19 protein-coding genes, 1 pseudogene and 1 riboswitch are annotated in these 15975 nt (G+C 62.0%); of the genes and pseudogenes, 9 read left to right on the forward strand and 11 right to left on the reverse strand.

Annotated features, from left to right (window positions below; all coding sequences use genetic code 11):
* Positions 1–11: 11 nt before the first annotated feature.
* A riboswitch (yybP-ykoY riboswitch) is annotated at positions 12–135 on the forward strand.
* 91 nt (positions 136–226) lie between these two features.
* Positions 227–811, forward strand: coding sequence for a TMEM165/GDT1 family protein (locus AC1RL5_RS25400; RefSeq protein ID WP_011063370.1), 585 nt, complete (start codon positions 227–229; stop codon positions 809–811).
* Positions 812–895: 84 nt separating this feature from the next.
* Here the strand turns inward: AC1RL5_RS25400 and AC1RL5_RS25405 are convergent, their stop codons facing one another.
* Complete coding sequence (locus tag AC1RL5_RS25405; RefSeq protein ID WP_011063371.1) at positions 896–1714, reverse strand: M48 family metallopeptidase; 819 nt, start codon at positions 1712–1714, stop codon at positions 896–898.
* Positions 1715–3076: 1362 nt separating this feature from the next.
* On the opposite strand from AC1RL5_RS25405, the pseudogene AC1RL5_RS25410 reads away from it, so the two are divergent.
* Both AC1RL5_RS25410 and AC1RL5_RS25415 read left to right on the forward strand, forming a co-directional pair.
* Positions 3077–3274, forward strand: a pseudogene (locus tag AC1RL5_RS25410) (HAMP domain-containing protein); the annotation flags it as partial.
* A 111-nt stretch (positions 3275–3385) separates the two neighbouring features.
* Positions 3386–4129 carry a methyl-accepting chemotaxis protein gene (locus tag AC1RL5_RS25415; protein ID WP_370059449.1) on the forward strand — a complete coding sequence of 248 codons (744 nt, stop codon included), beginning with the start codon at positions 3386–3388 and terminating at the stop codon, positions 4127–4129.
* A gap of 114 nt (positions 4130–4243) precedes the next feature.
* On the opposite strand, the gene AC1RL5_RS25420 is transcribed toward AC1RL5_RS25415, so the two are convergent.
* The 3 genes from AC1RL5_RS25420 to AC1RL5_RS25430 are packed head-to-tail and all read right to left on the reverse strand — an operon-like array spanning position 4244 to position 5359.
* Positions 4244–4864 carry an SOS response-associated peptidase gene (locus AC1RL5_RS25420; protein ID WP_011063373.1) on the reverse strand — a complete coding sequence of 207 codons (621 nt, stop codon included), beginning with the start codon at positions 4862–4864 and terminating at the stop codon, positions 4244–4246.
* A 35-nt stretch (positions 4865–4899) separates the two neighbouring features.
* The gene (locus AC1RL5_RS25425; protein WP_011063374.1) at positions 4900–5160 is read right to left on the reverse strand and encodes a putative signal transducing protein; all 261 of its coding nucleotides are present in this window, start codon (positions 5158–5160) and stop codon (positions 4900–4902) included.
* 16 nt (positions 5161–5176) lie between these two features.
* The gene (locus tag AC1RL5_RS25430; protein ID WP_011063375.1) at positions 5177–5359 is read right to left on the reverse strand and encodes a CPXCG motif-containing cysteine-rich protein; all 183 of its coding nucleotides are present in this window, start codon (positions 5357–5359) and stop codon (positions 5177–5179) included.
* A 140-nt stretch (positions 5360–5499) separates the two neighbouring features.
* Here AC1RL5_RS25430 and AC1RL5_RS25435 point away from each other — a divergent pair, with 140 nt between their 5' ends.
* Positions 5500–6666: a 1-acyl-sn-glycerol-3-phosphate acyltransferase gene (locus AC1RL5_RS25435; RefSeq protein WP_015636954.1), complete on the forward strand. Its 1167-nt coding sequence runs from the start codon at positions 5500–5502 to the stop codon at positions 6664–6666.
* Between the two features lie 66 nt (positions 6667–6732).
* On the opposite strand, the gene AC1RL5_RS25440 is transcribed toward AC1RL5_RS25435, so the two are convergent.
* A complete protein-coding gene (locus AC1RL5_RS25440; protein WP_015636955.1) occupies positions 6733–7020 on the reverse strand; it encodes a hypothetical protein in 288 nt (95 codons plus the stop codon).
* A gap of 189 nt (positions 7021–7209) precedes the next feature.
* Between AC1RL5_RS25440 and AC1RL5_RS25445 the strand changes: the two genes are divergently transcribed.
* Entirely contained in the window at positions 7210–7416 is a 207-nt protein-coding gene (locus AC1RL5_RS25445) for a hypothetical protein (RefSeq protein ID WP_011063378.1), read from the forward strand.
* An 88-nt stretch (positions 7417–7504) separates the two neighbouring features.
* On the opposite strand, the gene AC1RL5_RS25450 is transcribed toward AC1RL5_RS25445, so the two are convergent.
* Entirely contained in the window at positions 7505–8089 is a 585-nt protein-coding gene (locus tag AC1RL5_RS25450; RefSeq protein ID WP_047285306.1) for a YajG family lipoprotein, read from the reverse strand.
* A 206-nt stretch (positions 8090–8295) separates the two neighbouring features.
* On the opposite strand from AC1RL5_RS25450, the gene AC1RL5_RS25455 reads away from it, so the two are divergent.
* Together AC1RL5_RS25455 and mqo are read left to right on the forward strand one after the other, a co-directional pair.
* Positions 8296–8529: a hypothetical protein gene (locus AC1RL5_RS25455; RefSeq protein WP_015636956.1), complete on the forward strand. Its 234-nt coding sequence runs from the start codon at positions 8296–8298 to the stop codon at positions 8527–8529.
* Positions 8530–9264: 735 nt separating this feature from the next.
* Positions 9265–10776 (forward strand): malate dehydrogenase (quinone), encoded by a 1512-nt coding sequence (mqo, locus tag AC1RL5_RS25460; protein ID WP_019095052.1) that lies wholly within the window; start codon positions 9265–9267, stop codon positions 10774–10776.
* Positions 10777–10843: 67 nt separating this feature from the next.
* Here the strand turns inward: mqo and AC1RL5_RS25465 are convergent, their stop codons facing one another.
* The 4 genes from AC1RL5_RS25465 to AC1RL5_RS25480 all read right to left on the reverse strand — a co-directional run bounded on the left by AC1RL5_RS25465 (position 10844) and on the right by AC1RL5_RS25480 (position 12814).
* On the reverse strand, positions 10844–11131 hold the full coding sequence (locus AC1RL5_RS25465) for a PA4642 family protein (protein ID WP_019095051.1): 288 nt from the start codon (positions 11129–11131) through the stop codon (positions 10844–10846).
* 63 nt (positions 11132–11194) lie between these two features.
* A complete protein-coding gene (locus tag AC1RL5_RS25470; RefSeq protein WP_053153731.1) occupies positions 11195–11680 on the reverse strand; it encodes a hypothetical protein in 486 nt (161 codons plus the stop codon).
* A gap of 99 nt (positions 11681–11779) precedes the next feature.
* Positions 11780–12253, reverse strand: a complete 474-nt coding sequence (locus AC1RL5_RS25475; RefSeq protein ID WP_011063384.1) for a WbuC family cupin fold metalloprotein — start codon at positions 12251–12253, stop codon at positions 11780–11782.
* Between the two features lie 3 nt (positions 12254–12256).
* Positions 12257–12814 carry a hypoxanthine-guanine phosphoribosyltransferase gene (locus AC1RL5_RS25480; protein ID WP_011063385.1) on the reverse strand — a complete coding sequence of 186 codons (558 nt, stop codon included), beginning with the start codon at positions 12812–12814 and terminating at the stop codon, positions 12257–12259.
* A gap of 164 nt (positions 12815–12978) precedes the next feature.
* Here AC1RL5_RS25480 and upp point away from each other — a divergent pair, with 164 nt between their 5' ends.
* Together upp and AC1RL5_RS25490 are read left to right on the forward strand one after the other, a co-directional pair.
* Entirely contained in the window at positions 12979–13617 is a 639-nt protein-coding gene (gene upp / locus AC1RL5_RS25485; RefSeq protein WP_011063386.1) for a uracil phosphoribosyltransferase, read from the forward strand.
* A gap of 2 nt (positions 13618–13619) precedes the next feature.
* Positions 13620–14894 (forward strand): uracil-xanthine permease family protein, encoded by a 1275-nt coding sequence (locus AC1RL5_RS25490; protein ID WP_011063387.1) that lies wholly within the window; start codon positions 13620–13622, stop codon positions 14892–14894.
* A gap of 58 nt (positions 14895–14952) precedes the next feature.
* On the opposite strand, the gene hemH is transcribed toward AC1RL5_RS25490, so the two are convergent.
* The gene (gene hemH / locus AC1RL5_RS25495; RefSeq protein WP_065365201.1) at positions 14953–15975 is read right to left on the reverse strand and encodes a ferrochelatase; all 1023 of its coding nucleotides are present in this window, start codon (positions 15973–15975) and stop codon (positions 14953–14955) included.

A 15975-nucleotide genomic window follows, 5' to 3' on the forward strand; every position in this document is an offset into this window, starting at 1 on the left:
CTAGGCAGAATCCGCTCCGTCCTAGGGGAGTAGTCTCCCACGAGCGCCACGCTCGTCCGGCATGCGTCAACATACTTGGTCAACAGACCATGGCGCATGCGACCCAAGAGTCCGCACAGACGGACCGCAGGGTTTGACAAGACCTATGACACGCACACCTTACCCGGGGCGGGAAGGCTGTACGTGTCATAGCCGTGTCGACCCGCCCCTTAGGAAAACCCTGATGATGCTGGACTCCCTGCTCGTTCCCACCGCAATCGTTGCCTTGGCCGAAATCGGCGACAAGACGCAACTGCTTGCCCTGATTCTCGCCGCACGTTTTCGCAAACCCTGGCCGATCATCGCCGGCATCGTTGCCGCGACCCTGGCCAACCATGCGGCGGCCGGTGCGGTAGGCGCCTGGTTCGGCAGCTTCTTCTCGGACTCGACCCTGCACTGGATCCTCGCCGCCAGCTTCACCGCCACCGCGCTGTGGACCCTGGTACCGGACAAGATGGACGACGACGAAGCCAATACCGCACGCAAGTTCGGCCCTTTCCTGACCACCCTGATCGCCTTCTTCCTGGCAGAAATCGGTGACAAGACCCAGGTCGCCACCGTCATGCTGGCGGCGCAGTACCCGGACCTGTGGCTGGTGATCATCGGTACCACCCTGGGCATGCTGATTGCCAACGTACCGGTGGTCCTGGCAGGCAACTTCGCCGCAGACAAGCTGCCCCTGACCCTGATCCGTCGCCTGGCGGCGTCGGCCTTCTTCATCCTCGCCGTGGTGGCGGTGTACAAGGCCATGCAGATCAGCGGCTGGGTATAAAAGAAATCGCCGGCAAGCTGGCCCTACGCAACCCGTAGGAGCCGGCTTGTCGGCGACAGCGTCATCGACAATGACGCGAAGGGATCAGGACTTCTTGGCGGCCTGATACAGCGGCATCACCTTGGGAATCGCCGCCTGCAAGGAAGCGATACGGCTGGTGGAAGCCGGGTGAGTGCTCATGAACTCGGGCGGCGCGGAGCCACCGGCAGCCTGGCCCATCTTGTTCCACAGGCTGATGGCCGCATTCGGGTTGTAACCGGCACGGGCGGCCAGTTCCAGGCCGATCAGGTCCGCTTCGTTTTCATTCTCGCGGCTGTTGGGCAGGGTCATCAGCAGGTTCACCCCGTTGTCACCCAGGGCTACGGTTTCCTGCGGAACGCCGAACAAGGTGGCGATCTGCTTGCCGGCACCGACCGCGTACTGCTTGGACATGGCTTCGCGACCGTGCTCGCGCAGGGCGTGGGCAATTTCATGGCCCATGACCGCGGCGATTTCATCGTCGGTGAGTTTGAGCTTCTCGATCAGCCCGGAGTAGAAAATGATCTTGCCGCCAGGACCGCAGTTGGCGTTGAGCTCGTCGCTCTTGATCAGGTTGACTTCCCATTTCCACTGCGCGCAGTCGGGGCGGAAAGTCGGCGCCTGGGCAATCAGGCGGTTGGCAATGACCTGCAGGCGCTTGGCGTTGGCGCTGGTCTTGTCCAGTACGCCCTGGCTGCTTGCTTCACCCAGAGTCTGCTGATAGGACTGGGCATAGGACTGGTTCACTTCAGCGCTGGAAACCATGCTGAACATGGATTGCTTGCGATCCACACCGACCACGCCACCGCTGGTGGTATTGACCGTTTCACAACCGCTGAGCAGCACTGCGGCACTCAATGCACATACGACCAATGACTTCTTCATCATGAAACCTCCCTGAAAACGTGGCGCGTATCCTAAGGGCGGAAATGTATCCGCGCCAGATGTAAAAACAGCAATCGGTCGCATTTCAGATACATATTTGCCTTGCAGGAGAAAATTCATTCCTCCCGCAAATCCCGCCCGGGTTACCCCCACAGCTCGCCAAGAACGACATCAAGCTCCCTGAAACAGTCATTTTTCCGTGTAAGGCTAATGGCCAGCGCTGCAGCGGCCGATACAGCTCGGCAGACCTAAATTCCTGCGCCCGGAGCCTCTATGAAGTTCAAGTCGATCCAGTTTTCCGTCGCCGCCCTGGCCGGCGCCATCGTTCTCAGCGTGGTTGCAGCCCTGGTGCTGTACGCCCTGTTCTCCGGGGCCAGGACCCAGCAGATGGTGCAAGACCGTACCCAGGCCCAGTTCGAACAGGTCATCGAACAACGCCTGAGCGGCCTGGCGCAGACCCAGGTCAGCCAGATCCAGCGCGAACTGGAAGCGCCCCTGCTGATCGCCGGCGGCCTGGTGCGGGTCAATGCGCTGATGGGCACCCAGGACCCGCAAGGCCATGCCGGGCTGAGCCTGAGCCGTGAACAGCTGATTGCCCTGATCAAGGAAAACGTCACCCAGAACCCGAAGATCCTGGGTGCGTACATTGGCTGGGAACCCGGCGCCATCGACCATGACGACGCTGCCTACGTAGGCACCTCGGTGGTGGGTATCGATGCAGCAAACGGCCGCTTCCTGCCCTGGTGGTTCCGCAATGAAGACGGCAGCCTGGGCCTGGACAAACTGGCCGACGTCAATGATCGGACCCTGCTTTCCACCGGCGTGCGCGCCAGCGAGTACTACCTCTGCTCCCAGGACAGCCTAAAGCCTTGCGCCATCGATCCCGCTCCCTACAAGGTCGGCGACAAGGTGGTGATGCTGGCCTCCTTTATTCAGCCGATCCTGCTCAACGGCAAGTTCCAGGGCATCGTGGGTGCCGACCTGTCAGTGAACTTCATCCAGGACATGCTGGTGGGCGCCAACCAGAAGCTCTACGGTGGCGCCGGGCACATGGCCCTGATCGGCGGTAACGGTCGCCTGGTCGCCTATACCAAGGACTCGAGCAAGTTCGGTGAAAAAGTCAGCGACGTGCTCAGCAGTGACGCACTGACCAAGCTGTCCAGCCTCAAGCGCGGCGAAGTGACCTACGACGTCGACCAGGCCAACGGCACCATCAGCCTGTACCTGCCCTTCGGCATCGGCCAGACCGATGCGCACTGGACCCTGATGCTGCAACTGCCGCTGAGCGCGGTGATGGCCGACCTCGACAAACTGCAAGGTGACCTGGCCGAACAACGCAAGGCCGACACCTTCGGCATGGCCATGGTCGGGCTGGTGATTGCCGGCCTCGGCTTGCTGGTGATCTGGCTGGTGGGCCACGGCATTGCCCGGCCGCTGCGGCAGATGGTGGCAATGCTCGACGACATCGCTCAGGGCGAAGGCGACCTGACCCGACGCCTGACCAGCGATCGCGCTGACGAGCTGGGCTCCATCGCCAAAGGCTTCAACACCTTTTTGGCCAAGCTGCAGGCGATGATCAGCCAAGTGGTGACCTCGGTTCAGAGCGTCAGCGATTCTTCGGAACACACCGCAGACATCGCCATTCGCACCAACCAGGGCGTGCACAAGCAAATGGTTGAAATCGATCAGGTAGCCACCGCGGTGCACGAAATGACCGCCACCGCCCAGGACGTCGCGCGCAATGCCACCCAGGCCGCGCAAGCCGCCAGCCACGCCGACCAGGCCGCCAGCCAGGGCATGCAGATCGTGCGCGACACCTCCAGCGCCATCGGCGCCCTGGCCGAGGAAATCGGCCGTGCGGTGGGCGTGGTGCAGACCCTGGCCAAGGACAGCGAGAACATCAACGCCATCCTCATCGCCATTCGCGGGATTGCCGAGCAGACCAACCTGCTGGCGCTTAACGCGGCAATCGAGGCGGCGCGGGCCGGCGAGCAAGGCAGGGGCTTTGCGGTGGTTGCCGACGAGGTGCGCAACCTGGCGCAGAAAACCCAACAGGCCACCGAAGAAATCCAGTCGATGATCCAGCAACTGCAGCAGGGCACCCGGGAAGTGGTGCGGGTAATGGAGGACAGCCAGCACAAGACCGACCAGAGCGTGGAACACGCGGCCAAGGCGGCCCAGGCCCTGGAAACCATCACCCAGGCGGTGTCGGTGATCAACGACATGAACACCCAGATCGCCAGCGCCGCCGAGGAGCAGAGCGCGGTGGCCGAGGACATCAACCGCAATGTGATCAATATCGGCCAGGTGGCCAATGAAGTGGCGGGCGGCGCCGATGAGTCCAGTGCGGCCAGCGCCGGGCTGACCAAGCTCGCCGAACAGCAACGACGCCTGATCAACCAGTTCAAAGTCTAATCACGGACCTGCAGGAGCCGGCTTGCCGGCGAAAGCGATCCTGGCTTGGACAGCAAACCAGGGGCCTCTTCGCTGGCAAGCCAGCTCCTGCAGCCAGCTCCTGCAGTTGATGCTTCAGGCGGGGGTCAGGCACTCGGGGCCGTTGAGCTTGGGGTCATTGACCAGGTTGGCCAGGACCCGCTCGCGCAGGGCTGCCGGCGGGCTGGCCAGCAAGGCTTGCAGGGCATGCAAGGGGGTTTCTGGATCGAGCCAGGCTTGCTGGCCGGCGGCATCGAGGATCAGCGGGCGACGCAGATTGGAAGCCGCCTGGGTTACCACTGCAGTGCTCAGCCAGACCTGCTCCTGCACCGGGTAGGCCTCCCATATCGCGGCAAAAAAGATCGACGAACCTTCCCCCGGCGTCAGCCAGTAGGGGCGCTTGCGGGTGCCGCCGCGCCATTCGTAGAAACCATTGGCCGGCAGCAGGCAGCGCCGCTCGCGAAAGGCCTGGCGAAACATCGGCTGCTCCGCCAGGGTTTCCGCCCGGGCATGGGCGGGCGTCCGGGAAAGGTCCGTGAGCCACGGCGGTGTCAGCCCCCAGCGGGCCCGGGCCAGGGTGCGCTGGCCGTTTTCCGCGCGCTGGATCAGCACCGAATCATTGGGCGAGATGTTCCACTGCGCCTTCTGGTCGGCGGGAAATCCCGGCAAGGCGGCAAACGCGGGGTTCCAGCGAAACAGGGCATAACGTCCACACATGGGGCAATACAACTCTCGGCAAATCGGCGCTCAGCCTAACAGACCAGCACCCCGGCAAAATTGTCCGGTTCATCAAAGGGCAACGGCAGGGCCGCATTGTACGCAGCGATCAGCTCTCGCGCCTGTTGCGCCTGGTGGTTTTCCACCGACAGCCCCAGCAGCCCGAACAGCGGCAGCTCCCCTGCCCCGCCCAACAGATCGCGCCCCTGCAGATGGGCCTCGATCCCCTCGCTGGCCAGCATGCACTGGAGCAACTCGCCTTCCAGCAGGTTTTCCGGCTCGTAGATGCGCTGCATAAGGGCCACTCCCCATTCAGTCGTTTTCACTGTGAACGTCGAGCATCCATTCCCGACCGTCGGTTTGCAGGGTGAATACAATGGGCCGGCAGCACACCGGGCAGTCTTCGATATAGGTCTGGTCGCCGCCAGACAGGTCCAGCACCGCCTCTGCCTGTTCGCCACAGTAAGGGCACTGATAATGGTCGGTTTCCAGCATCGCCGTCTCCAGAGTGACTTATGCGTATAATCGCCGGTCTATTTGCAGGGCTTTTTTTGTTTGAGCTGAATTTTCAGACCGTGCCCGGCTTTTTTTCGATCCGAACCTTTTCTTACCCTAGCCGTTTCTAACAAGAGAGCATGATGGGCGAATTCGATGCCATCCGACCTTACCACGACAGCGAAGTACCAGCGGTGCTGGCCCGGCTGCTCGGTGACAAGGCGTTTCTAGATATCCTCACCCACTTTCGCTTCCCGCGTTTTGCCAAGACTTTCGGCTGGCTGCTCAAACCCCTGATCGCTCACCGCCTGCGCCGTGAGTTTGCCGGGGTCACTTCGGTGGCCACCCTGCAGGACAAGGTCGAATTCTACGTCGACCACACCATCGAGCGGGCCACCGACGGCGTGACCTACACCGGCGTCGAGCAGTTCAAGTCGGGCACCGCCTATGTGTTCCTGGCCAACCACCGCGACATCGTCATGGACCCGGCCTTCGTCAACTACGCGGTGTACCACGCCGGCCTGCCGACGCCACGCATCGCCATTGGCGACAACCTGCTGCAGAAGCCGTTTGTCAGCGACCTGATGCGTCTGAACAAGAGTTTCATCGTGCACCGTTCCATCAGCGGTCGCCGGGAAAAGCTCGCGGCCTACCAGCTGCTGTCGGCCTATATCAACCATTCGATCCGCAACGACGGCCAGTCGATCTGGATCGCACAGGCCGAGGGCCGGGCCAAGGATGGCGACGATCGCACCGAGTCGGCGATCCTCAAGATGTTCCACATGAGCCGCAAGGACGAGCCGTTCGGCGAGGTCATCCAGTCGTTGAACCTGACACCGGTGTCCATCAGCTACGAATACGACCCCTGCGACCAGGCCAAGGCCCGCGAGCTGTACATCCGCGCCACCACCGGCACCTATACCAAGGCACCAGGCGAGGATGACGTGAGCATCGCCAAGGGCATCACCGGCTATAAAGGCCGGGTCCACGTGAACTTCGCCGCGCCCATCAGCGAATCCTTCGAGGACACCAAGCAACTGGCCATGGAAATGGACCGGCAGATCCTCGGCGGCTACCGCCTGTTCCCGGTGCACTACCTGGCCTATGCCCAGTGGAGCGATGCCGATCCACAACTGCAGGTGCCAACGGCCGCCGAGGTCTTCCCGGCCCAGGAGCTGGCCAAGGCCGAACAGGAATGGCAGCGCCGGCTGGATGCCTGCCCGGCAGAACACCGGCCGTACCTAGTACTGCAATACGCCAATCCGGTGCGCAACCAGTATCGGGTCAAGGCCGGTCTGGCGCTGTAACGGCCGGACTGGAAAGCACAACGGCGCCTGCGGGCGCCGTTGTCGTTTCTGCAACCTGGGGGTTGATCAGAACCGGGTGCTGATCCAGGACACCAGCAACGCCAGGCCAAGGCAGGCGAAGCCGAAGCGGTAGAAAAATCTATTGATGCGCAAGGTTGCGGGATCCAGCATCAGCAGCGGCTGATCCACCGCCCGTCCCTCGCTCTGCACGGCCAGATTGGCCAGGGCCCGCAGTTCACGACGGCGGGTGGCGTGCAGCAGCCAGCTGCCTGGGCAGGCGAACAGCAGGGCAAGCAGGTTGATCAGTTTGGCGGGATGGGCGTTGAACATCGACCAGATCAGTTGCAGCGACATCATGAACCTCGGAGGAAAGCCGTATACGGGCCGTCGAGTGCACCCGCGGCGCGGATTCTACTCAATCCCCGACAAAACGCGGGGAGCTTTCCGACCAGTAACGAGACGCCGGTCCATTAATTTAAAGCGTCATCTTTTCGTCATCTAAACAAGCCAGTCTGTCGCCCCTCGAAACCCACGGAGCTTGTCATGCTGCACGCCGAAAACCAGGACCGCCTTTACCTGATCGCCCCCAGTGAAGAACAGCAGGCGCTGGTGGGCGCCCTGGCGTTCAACGTGCAGGACCGGCACTGGCTGGTGTATTGCGCCCTGGGCGGGCACCAGCACGCGGACCTGCCGGAAACAGACCTGCTGACGGGCGTCAGCATGCTGGACTTCTACGTCGAGGCGGCCTGATCCGCGCCCATAAAAAAGCCCGGCGCGCTATCAGGCAGCCGGGCTTTTTCGTTGCTTGGCCAGGGCTCAAACCCCGGCCAGGCGCGGGTTACTCGCCGAGGATCTGGCCCACGGTCGGATCCTTGAACAGACGGGTCAAGGCATCGCTGAGCACATCACCCACCAGCTTGGTGTTGGTGTCCTGGTTCGGCGCCATGCCGAAACGCTGGTCCAGGGAAGCACCGTAACGGCCGCTGTAACGACGGTTGGCGTTCTGCACATCCGAGCGGAAGGTGGCACCGATGGTGGCTTCGGTCACGTACAGGCCTTCTTTAGGCGACTGGTACTTGAGCTCGGCCAGGGTCACGGTCAACTGAGGGGCGTTGGTACCACCGGCGGTCGGGGTAAAGCCCAGCAGGCGCACTGCCGCTTCGGCCTGGGCCTGCAGCTTGGGCAGGATCTGCGCGCTCTGCACGGTGATGGCACTGGTTTCCGGGTACAGGCCACCACGGGTGCCCAGGGTCGGCGAAGGACGTCCATCAACCACTTTCACCACCACCGGCTGGCCATGGCCGACAGGCGCCAGCTGGGCAGTGAGCTTGGGCTCCGGGCTGAGTTGTTGCGGGCTGTGGGCGCAACCCACCAGCGACAGGCTGGTCACAGTGATCAAACCGAACAACAGGCGTTGCAACATGCTCATCTCTCCAGGAATCAGGCACAAACAGGCCCGCAGTATAGCGGTGCACAAGGACGGCAAACCAGCGCCAGGCATGACTTAGTCAAGACTCAGACAGGTCCCGTACAACCGGGTTCCTGTAACCTGCCGTTCACTGGCAATACATCATGATGTAACGGCTCAAGGGCATTCTTATCGTCAATGACACATTCAGGTACCTGGTCATGAACTTCCTCCGTTCCCTGTTCGCCCCCCGTCAACAGTTTCGCAGCTTCGCCCTGCTGGACAACCAGGGACGTTGCCAGGCCTTTAAGCACTGCCTGCTGGCCCCGGTAGGCGATGGCTGGGTGGAAATCCAGGAAATTCGCCTGAACTGGTTGCACCAGGCTCTGCCCGCCAGCGCCCGGGTCAGCCCGCGCTGCGCTCGCTCCCGGGTGCAACCGATACTGGCCACCTGACCAAAAGCCTAATAAAAGTCGCGAAACAGGATCATTTCTGCGCATTTCTTCGTTACAATCTCCCCCCGATTATAAGGACGTCTCCTGATCGGGCCTCGCAGTACCGCCAACGCCACTGCTTTGGCACCCCGCACCGCCCACAGAGAGCCGCCCACACAGTTCGAGTGAAGCTGGCGTGCTTGCTGTTCACCTTGCAAACCTCCACTTTTCGCGAAACTGCAGAGCTGCCGTTGCTCGGCCACTTAAAGCTGTTTGCCCGTCGTGCCCGCATCCTTTGCCGGCATCACCGCGCGGGCCAGGTGCCAGGCTGAGGCAGCCCTTTTTTGAGGTTCACGTCTTCAAAAGAGCGTGAAAAAACGGGTTTTCACAACTTCACAAGAGTGTGGCGAGCAAATGAATAGTTTTGCGTCTGAACTGGCACCATTGGCCTCTACAACAGCCCGATTACACAGGACCGAGCACTCCTCAAGAACTGGTGCTTGAAGCCTGTCCGCTGACGGATTTGGTTGCACGAGCGGATGTATCGACCATAAGTCGAATTGCCCGAGGCTCCCCGAGATGCGTTCATACGCACCTTGAGGCCCGGTTGGCAGCGTCCGTGGTAGTTGCAAAAAATTGCGAAGATTCGGACATGGCGATCCTGGCCATGGGTAACCTGGGGCATTACGTGAACCGCCCCGTCACTCCTGGCAGCCATGCCGTCAATTTGGTGCTGCAGATTTTGGAGACGCGTTAATGGCGCATAACGAAGCAGTAGACGTCGTATTGGTCGGGGCCGGCATCATGAGTGCCACCCTTGCTGTACTGCTCAAAGAGCTCGACCCCGCGATCAAGCTGGAAGTCGTCGAGCTGATGGATTCGGGTGCCGCGGAAAGTTCCAACCCGTGGAACAACGCCGGTACCGGCCACGCCGGCCTCTGTGAGCTGAACTACACGCCACAGGCCGCCGATGGCAGCATCGACATCAAGAAAGCCGTGCACATCAACACCCAGTTCGAGGTGTCGAAGCAGTTCTGGTCCTACCTGACCAAGAAAGGCACCTTCGGCTCGTCCAAGTCCTTCATCAGCCCCGTGCCGCACCTGAGCTTCGTACAGGGCGAAAAAGGCGTTTCCTTCCTCAAGAAACGCTTTGAAGTACTGAGCCAGCACCATGCCTTCGCGGACATGGAATACACCGAAGACAAGGCCAAGATGGCCGAGTGGATGCCGCTGATGATGCCGGGCCGCCCAGCGGACGAAACCATCGCCGCCACTCGCGTGCTCAACGGTACCGACGTCAACTTCGGCGCCCTGACCAACCAGTTGCTCAAGCACCTGACCAGCGCTCCCGATGCCCAGGTCAAGTACTGCAAGCGTGTCACTGGCCTCAAGCGCAACAAGGCCAACGGCTGGACCGTGAGCATCAAGGACGTCAACAGCGGCAGTACCCGCGAAGTCGACGCCAAGTTCGTGTTCCTCGGCGCCGGTGGCGCGGCCCTGCCCCTGCTGCAGGCCTCGGGCATCGAGGAGAGCAAGGGCTTCGGCGGTTTCCCGGTGAGCGGCCAGTGGCTGCGTTGCGACAACCCGGAAGTGGTCAAGCAGCACCAGGCCAAGGTCTACAGCCAGGCGGCCGTGGGCTCGCCACCGATGTCCGTGCCGCACCTGGACACCCGCGTGGTCGAAGGCAAGAAGTCCCTGCTGTTCGGGCCTTATGCCGGCTTTACCACCAAGTTCCTCAAGCACGGCTCGTTCCTCGACCTGCCGATGTCGGTACGCGCCGGCAACATCGGCCCGATGCTGGCCGTGGCCCGGGACAACATGGACCTGACCAAGTACCTGGTCAGCGAAGTCATGCAGTCCATGGAGCAGCGCCTGGAATCCCTGCGCCGCTTCTACCCCGAGGCCAAGGCCGAGGACTGGCGCCTGGAAGTGGCCGGCCAGCGGGTGCAGATCATCAAGAAGGATCCGAAGAAAGGCGGCATCCTGCAGTTCGGTACCGAACTGGTGGCAGCCAAGGACGGCTCTCTGGCCGCCCTGCTCGGCGCCTCGCCAGGTGCCTCGGTAACCGTTTCGATCATGCTGGAGCTGATCGAGCGATGCTTCCCGGCCAAGGCCAGCGGCGAATGGGCTGCCAAGCTCAAGGAAATCTTCCCGGCACGAGAAAAGGTCCTGGAAACCGACGCAACGCTGTACCACCAGATCAACAGCGAAAACAACCTGAGCCTGGAGCTGGTCGAGCCAAGCAAGGAAACCGAAAGCTGCGCCTGATCCGCGCTGAATGAAAAACGCCCCGTCCTTCGCAGGACGGGGCGTTTTTTTATGCCTGGCGAGAAGATCAGCCGCGGGCGTTGTCCATCAGCTCGATGTAGTCGGCGGCGTTGCGCTGATCGCGGATCAGGTCGACGAAGCTCTGGCCGTGCTCATCCTTGCCATCCAGGTCGAAACCGGCTTCGACGAAGAAGGTCAGGAAGCGTTCGAAATCATCGATGCGCAGGCCACGATAGGCCTTGATCAGCTTGTGCAGGGACGGCGAAGTTGCATCGACCGGCTCGAAATCGAGGAACAACTTGATCTGCTCGTCGCTGATCTCGTCACCAATCACTTGTTTCTTATCTTTACGCATTGCCGACTCCAGCTCGCAGACATTTCACGGGGCGGGCAGTTTACCCCCAGCCCGCATATGGCCTCAACGCGAACGCACGCTGCCGGTATGCAGGTCAGCCCAGATGTGCCCGTTGGCATAGCTGAGGAACTGGCAATACACCGTGTCGTTGCGCAACAGGTCCATCACCGCACGGTACTGGGCCAGCGGGTAATACAGGGTCAGGGTCCGGCTCTTGGCATCGAACTGCGGCTTTTTCAGGCTTTTGCTTTCACCGTCGAAGTTCACCAGCACCTGGCTGATGGTGGCGCCCTTGTTCAACGGCTTGCCCTTGAGCCGCACCCACACTGGCGAAGTCACGGGAATCGGTTGCTGGTTCGATTGGCGCTGGCTGCCGATCACCACCGAATACTCGGTGACCTGCAACAACTGCTGCTGTTGCGGGACGCTGTCGCGCAGGGTCAGATCATCGGGAGGCAGGAACTGCCCGTGCAAGGGGGCCGGGGCGGCTGCCAGGGGCAGGCTCAAGCACAGAAGAAGGGCCGCGCTACTGCGAATCAACAGGCTCATGACAGGCTCCAGACAAGGGCCGAGCACTCTAGCACGGGTTTTTACCGCAAATCTTGCACCGTTATCGACGGTAGGCCGCTGTCACGGGCGCGGGCCTGTTCAGTCGAACTGGGCGCGCATCCAGGCCTGGTATTCGGCCACGCCGGGCTCGCCTTCACGGGGCGCCCAACTGGCCTGCTCACCCTCGCCCACTGGGCGATAAGGGCCGGCCTTGCATTCGAACATCAGGCTGTCGGGCTCCAGCACCACCAGGCCGTGGAAAACCCCGGCCGGCAAGTCCACACCGACGCAGTCGCCGCCGGCCTGCAGCACCCGCTTGCCCTGGACCTGGCCCGCTTCATCGAAAATCAGCACGCCCAGGCGCCCCTTGAGCACCAGCAGGGTCTCGGCCTTGTCAGCACTCAGGTGGCGATGCGGCGGAACATAAGTGGAGGGTTGCAGCCCCACCGCCATGCGGTGGCAAGGCTCTTCCATGGCATGGAAGTTGTGGTGCTGACGACCGCGGGGGTTGGCCGCGGCTTTCTCAGCCAGGTCGCTGAACAACGCTTGATCGAGAAAGCTCGGCCCGGTCATCGCTTACATGCCCTTCACGGCATAAATGCCGGCAGCGTTACGCCAGTAGCCCTTGTAGTCCATGCCGTAGCCGAACACGTAGCGGTCCACGCAAGGCAGGCCCATGTAGTCGGCCTTGAGGTCCGGACGGGCCTTGCGGTCGTGGTCCTTGTCGATCAGCACGGCCGTGTGCACGGCGCGGGCGCCGGCGTGTTTGCAGAAGTCGATGATCGCACCCAGGGTGTGACCTTCATCGAGGATGTCGTCGATGATCAGCACGTCGCGGTCGATAAAGGAGACTTCCGGCTTGGACTTCCAGAACAGCTCACCGCCGCTGGTTTCGTTGCGGTAGCGGGTAGCGTGCAGGTAGGAGGCTTCCAGGGGAAAGCGCAGGTGGGTCAGCAGCTTGCCCGCGAAGATCAGGCCACCGTTCATGACGCAGAATACCACCGGATTGCGCTCAGCCAGTTCTTCAGTGATTTGTGCACCGACCCGGGCGATGGCCGCCTCGACTTCAGCTTCGGTGTACAGGCAGTCAGCCTCGCGCATGATTTGACGGATATGCTCGAGATCAGCGGACATGGCGCTCTCCAAGGGGTGGCAGTTTCGGAAAAGCGGGCAAAGGTACGCATCCGGCCCGGTCAGATCAAGCGTTTCTGGACTAACGTACTTTATGTCTATAGGACAACAACCCCGGATAGATTAATCTAGGCCGTTTTTTTTGCCCGCCGCCGGAGCCTTTCCCTATGCCCATCCGTGAGATCCGCCATCCGCTGATCCGACACAAACTTGGCCTTATGCGCCGCGCAGACATTAGCACGAAGAACTTTCGCGAGCTCGCTCAGGAAGTCGGTGCCCTGCTGACGTACGAAGCCACCAAAGACCTGCCCCTGGAAAGCTACGAGATTCCAGGCTGGTGCGGCCCTGTCCAGGTCGAGAAGATCGCCGGCAAGAAGATTACCGTGGTACCGATCCTGCGTGCCGGCATCGGCATGCTCGAAGGCGTGCTGAGCCTGATCCCGGGCGCCAAGGTCAGCGCCGTAGGCGTGGCCCGCAATGAGGAAACCCTGCAAGCCCACACCTACCTGGAAAAACTGGTACCGGAAATCGACGAGCGCCTGGCGATGATCATCGACCCGATGCTGGCCACCGGCAGTTCCATGGTCGCCACCATCGACCTGTTGAAAAAGGCCGGCTGCCGTGACATCCGCGCCATGGTCCTGGTGGCCGCCCCCGAGGGCATCGCCGCCGTCGAGCAGGCGCACCCGGACGTGACCATCTACACCGCTTCCATCGATCAGAAGCTCAACGAGCATGGCTACATCATTCCTGGCCTGGGTGATGCCGGTGACAAGATCTTCGGCACCAAGCAGAAGGATTCCTGATCATGCAGGACGAGTTCAACGATCCGCTCTGGCGCCAGGTACTGTCTGGCGCCCAGATGCTCTTCGTGGCCTTCGGTGCCCTGGTGTTGATGCCGCTGATCACCGGTCTCGACCCGAACGTGGCGCTGTTCACGGCGGGTCTCGGGACTCTGTTGTTCCAGGTGGTGACCGGGCGCCAGGTGCCGGTCTTCCTGGCGTCGAGCTTTGCCTTCATCACCCCGATCATTCTCGCCAAGGGCCAGTTCGGCCTCGCCGCGACCATGGGCGGGGTAATGGCGGCGGGCTTCGTCTACACCTTTCTCGGCCTGGCCGTGAAGATCAAGGGCACCGGTTTCATCGACCGCCTGCTGCCGCCGGTGGTCATTGGCCCGGTGATCATTTCCATCGGCCTGGCCATGGCCCCCATCGCCGCCAACATGGCCATGGGCAAGGCCGGTGACGGCAGCGAGCTGATTCATTACCAGACGGCGATGATGATCTCGATGCCGGCGCTGCTCACCACCCTGATCGTCGCGGTGTTCGGCAAAGGCATCTTTCGCCTGGTGCCGATCATTTCCGGCGTGCTGGTGGGGTTTGCCCTGTCGTTCTACTTCGGCGTGGTGGACACCGCGAAGATCGCCGCCGCCCCCTGGCTGGCGCTGCCGCACTTCACCGCACCGGAGTTCAACTGGCAGGCGATCCTGTTCATCGTCCCGGTCGCCCTGGCACCGGCCATCGAGCACATCGGTGGCGTGATTGCGGTCGGCAGCGTCACCGGCCGCGACTACCTGAAGAAGCCCGGCCTGCACCGCACCCTGTTCGGTGACGGCATCGCCACCACCGCTGCCGGCCTGTTCGGCGGGCCGCCCAACACCACCTACGCCGAAGTCACTGGCGCGGTGATGCTGACTAAGAACTACAACCCGAAAATCATGACCTGGGCGGCGGTCTTCGCCATCACCCTGGCCTTTATCGGCAAGTTCGGCGCGCTGCTGCAAAGCATCCCGGTGCCAGTGATGGGCGGGATTCTCTGCCTGCTGTTCGGCTCGATCGCCGCAGTGGGGATGAACACCCTGATCCGCCACAAGATCGACCTGGGCGAAGCCCGCAACCTGGTGATCGTCTCGGTGACCCTGGTGTTCGGCATTGGCGGCGTGCTGGTGGGAACCGGTACCGGTCCGGATGACTTCGGCCTCAAGGGCATCGCCCTGTGCGCCGTTGTCGCCATCGTGCTGAACCTGGTGCTGCCGGGGAACGACGGCTGGAAGAACAAGAAGGCCGATGAGCCGTTGATCTAGAGAACCCTTCGCCGGCAAGCTGTCTCCCACGCAGGAGCCGGCTTGCCGGCGAAGCTATTTACAACGCCAGCGGCGCTCGCTCGCACAAGGCGTTCAAGGCCTTGGCCCATTGTGGGTCGTCATTCAGGCAAGGGATCAACACCAGGTCCTCCCCTCCCGCCTCGCGAAACTGCTCGCGACCGCGATCACCGATCTCCTCCAGGGTTTCGATGCAGTCGGCGACAAATGCCGGGCACATCACCAGCAGCTTCTTCACCCCTTGTTTACCCAGTTCATCAAGGCGTGCCTCGGTGTAGGGCTCGATCCATTTCGCTCGCCCCAACCGTGACTGGAAGGAAACCGACCATTGCCCGTCGGCCAGGCCCATCTGCTGGGCGAAGGCCCTGGCGGTACGGAAACACTGGCCGCGATAACAGTTGGCAAGCACCTGGGGCGATGACTCTGCGCAGCAGTCCCCGGCACCATCGAGGGAGTGCCCCGGGTTGAGCTTGTTCAAGTGCCGCTCGGGCAGGCCGTGGAAACTCAGCAGCAGATGATCGAAAGGCTGTTGCAGGTGCGGCCGGGTGCTGGCCACCAACGCCTCGATGTACTCGGGTTGATCGTAGAAGGGTTGCAGCACGCTGAATTGCACGTCCAGCTTATGCTCGCGTACCACACGCCTGGCCTCCTCGACCACGGTGGTGACCGTGCTGTCGGCAAACTGTGGATACAGCGGGGCCAGGGTGATCTTGCGTTGCCCCTGGGCCACCAGCTTGAGCAGCACGGACTCGATCGAAGGCTCGCCGTAGCGCATGGCCAACTCTACCGGGCCCTGCTTCCACTGCTCGCTCATTACCTTCTGCAGACGCCGGCTGAGCACCACCAGCGGCGAACCCTCTTCCCACCAGATCGACGCGTAGGCGTGGGCCGATTGCTCTGGCCGCTTGATCAGGATCAGCGACACCAGCAAACGTCGGACCGGCCAGGGCAGGTCGATCACATAAGGGTCCATGAGGAATTGGTTGAGGTAGCTGCGCACGTCCGCCACCGAAGTGGAAGCCGGCGAACCCAGGTTGACCAGGAGCAACGCGTGATCGGTCAT

The sequence above is a fragment of the Pseudomonas sp. GW822-FHT06D10 genome, assembly GCF_058799535.1.

Excerpts from the sequence above, each read along its gene's own strand:
- AC1RL5_RS25425 (WP_011063374.1), bottom strand. The coding sequence starts at position 5,160 with ATGCAGCGCATCTACGAGCCGGAAAACCTGCTGGAAGGCGAGTTGCTC.
- hemH (WP_065365201.1), bottom strand. The coding sequence starts at position 15,975 with ATGACCGATCACGCGTTGCTCCTGGTCAACCTGGGTTCGCCGGCTTCC.
- AC1RL5_RS25420 (WP_011063373.1), bottom strand. The coding sequence starts at position 4,864 with ATGTGTGGACGTTATGCCCTGTTTCGCTGGAACCCCGCGTTTGCCGCC.
- AC1RL5_RS25445 (WP_011063378.1), top strand. The coding sequence starts at position 7,210 with ATGCTGCACGCCGAAAACCAGGACCGCCTTTACCTGATCGCCCCCAGT.
- AC1RL5_RS25480 (WP_011063385.1), bottom strand. The coding sequence starts at position 12,814 with ATGTCCGCTGATCTCGAGCATATCCGTCAAATCATGCGCGAGGCTGAC.
- AC1RL5_RS25470 (WP_053153731.1), bottom strand. The coding sequence starts at position 11,680 with ATGAGCCTGTTGATTCGCAGTAGCGCGGCCCTTCTTCTGTGCTTGAGC.
- AC1RL5_RS25435 (WP_015636954.1), top strand. The coding sequence starts at position 5,500 with ATGATGGGCGAATTCGATGCCATCCGACCTTACCACGACAGCGAAGTA.
- AC1RL5_RS25490 (WP_011063387.1), top strand. The coding sequence starts at position 13,620 with ATGCAGGACGAGTTCAACGATCCGCTCTGGCGCCAGGTACTGTCTGGC.
- AC1RL5_RS25415 (WP_370059449.1), top strand. The coding sequence starts at position 3,386 with ATGGTTGAAATCGATCAGGTAGCCACCGCGGTGCACGAAATGACCGCC.
- AC1RL5_RS25400 (WP_011063370.1), top strand. The coding sequence starts at position 227 with ATGCTGGACTCCCTGCTCGTTCCCACCGCAATCGTTGCCTTGGCCGAA.
- AC1RL5_RS25405 (WP_011063371.1), bottom strand. The coding sequence starts at position 1,714 with ATGAAGAAGTCATTGGTCGTATGTGCATTGAGTGCCGCAGTGCTGCTC.
- AC1RL5_RS25440 (WP_015636955.1), bottom strand. The coding sequence starts at position 7,020 with ATGTCGCTGCAACTGATCTGGTCGATGTTCAACGCCCATCCCGCCAAA.
- AC1RL5_RS25475 (WP_011063384.1), bottom strand. The coding sequence starts at position 12,253 with ATGACCGGGCCGAGCTTTCTCGATCAAGCGTTGTTCAGCGACCTGGCT.
- AC1RL5_RS25450 (WP_047285306.1), bottom strand. The coding sequence starts at position 8,089 with ATGTTGCAACGCCTGTTGTTCGGTTTGATCACTGTGACCAGCCTGTCG.
- AC1RL5_RS25455 (WP_015636956.1), top strand. The coding sequence starts at position 8,296 with ATGAACTTCCTCCGTTCCCTGTTCGCCCCCCGTCAACAGTTTCGCAGC.
- mqo (WP_019095052.1), top strand. The coding sequence starts at position 9,265 with ATGGCGCATAACGAAGCAGTAGACGTCGTATTGGTCGGGGCCGGCATC.
- AC1RL5_RS25430 (WP_011063375.1), bottom strand. The coding sequence starts at position 5,359 with ATGCTGGAAACCGACCATTATCAGTGCCCTTACTGTGGCGAACAGGCA.
- upp (WP_011063386.1), top strand. The coding sequence starts at position 12,979 with ATGCCCATCCGTGAGATCCGCCATCCGCTGATCCGACACAAACTTGGC.
- AC1RL5_RS25465 (WP_019095051.1), bottom strand. The coding sequence starts at position 11,131 with ATGCGTAAAGATAAGAAACAAGTGATTGGTGACGAGATCAGCGACGAG.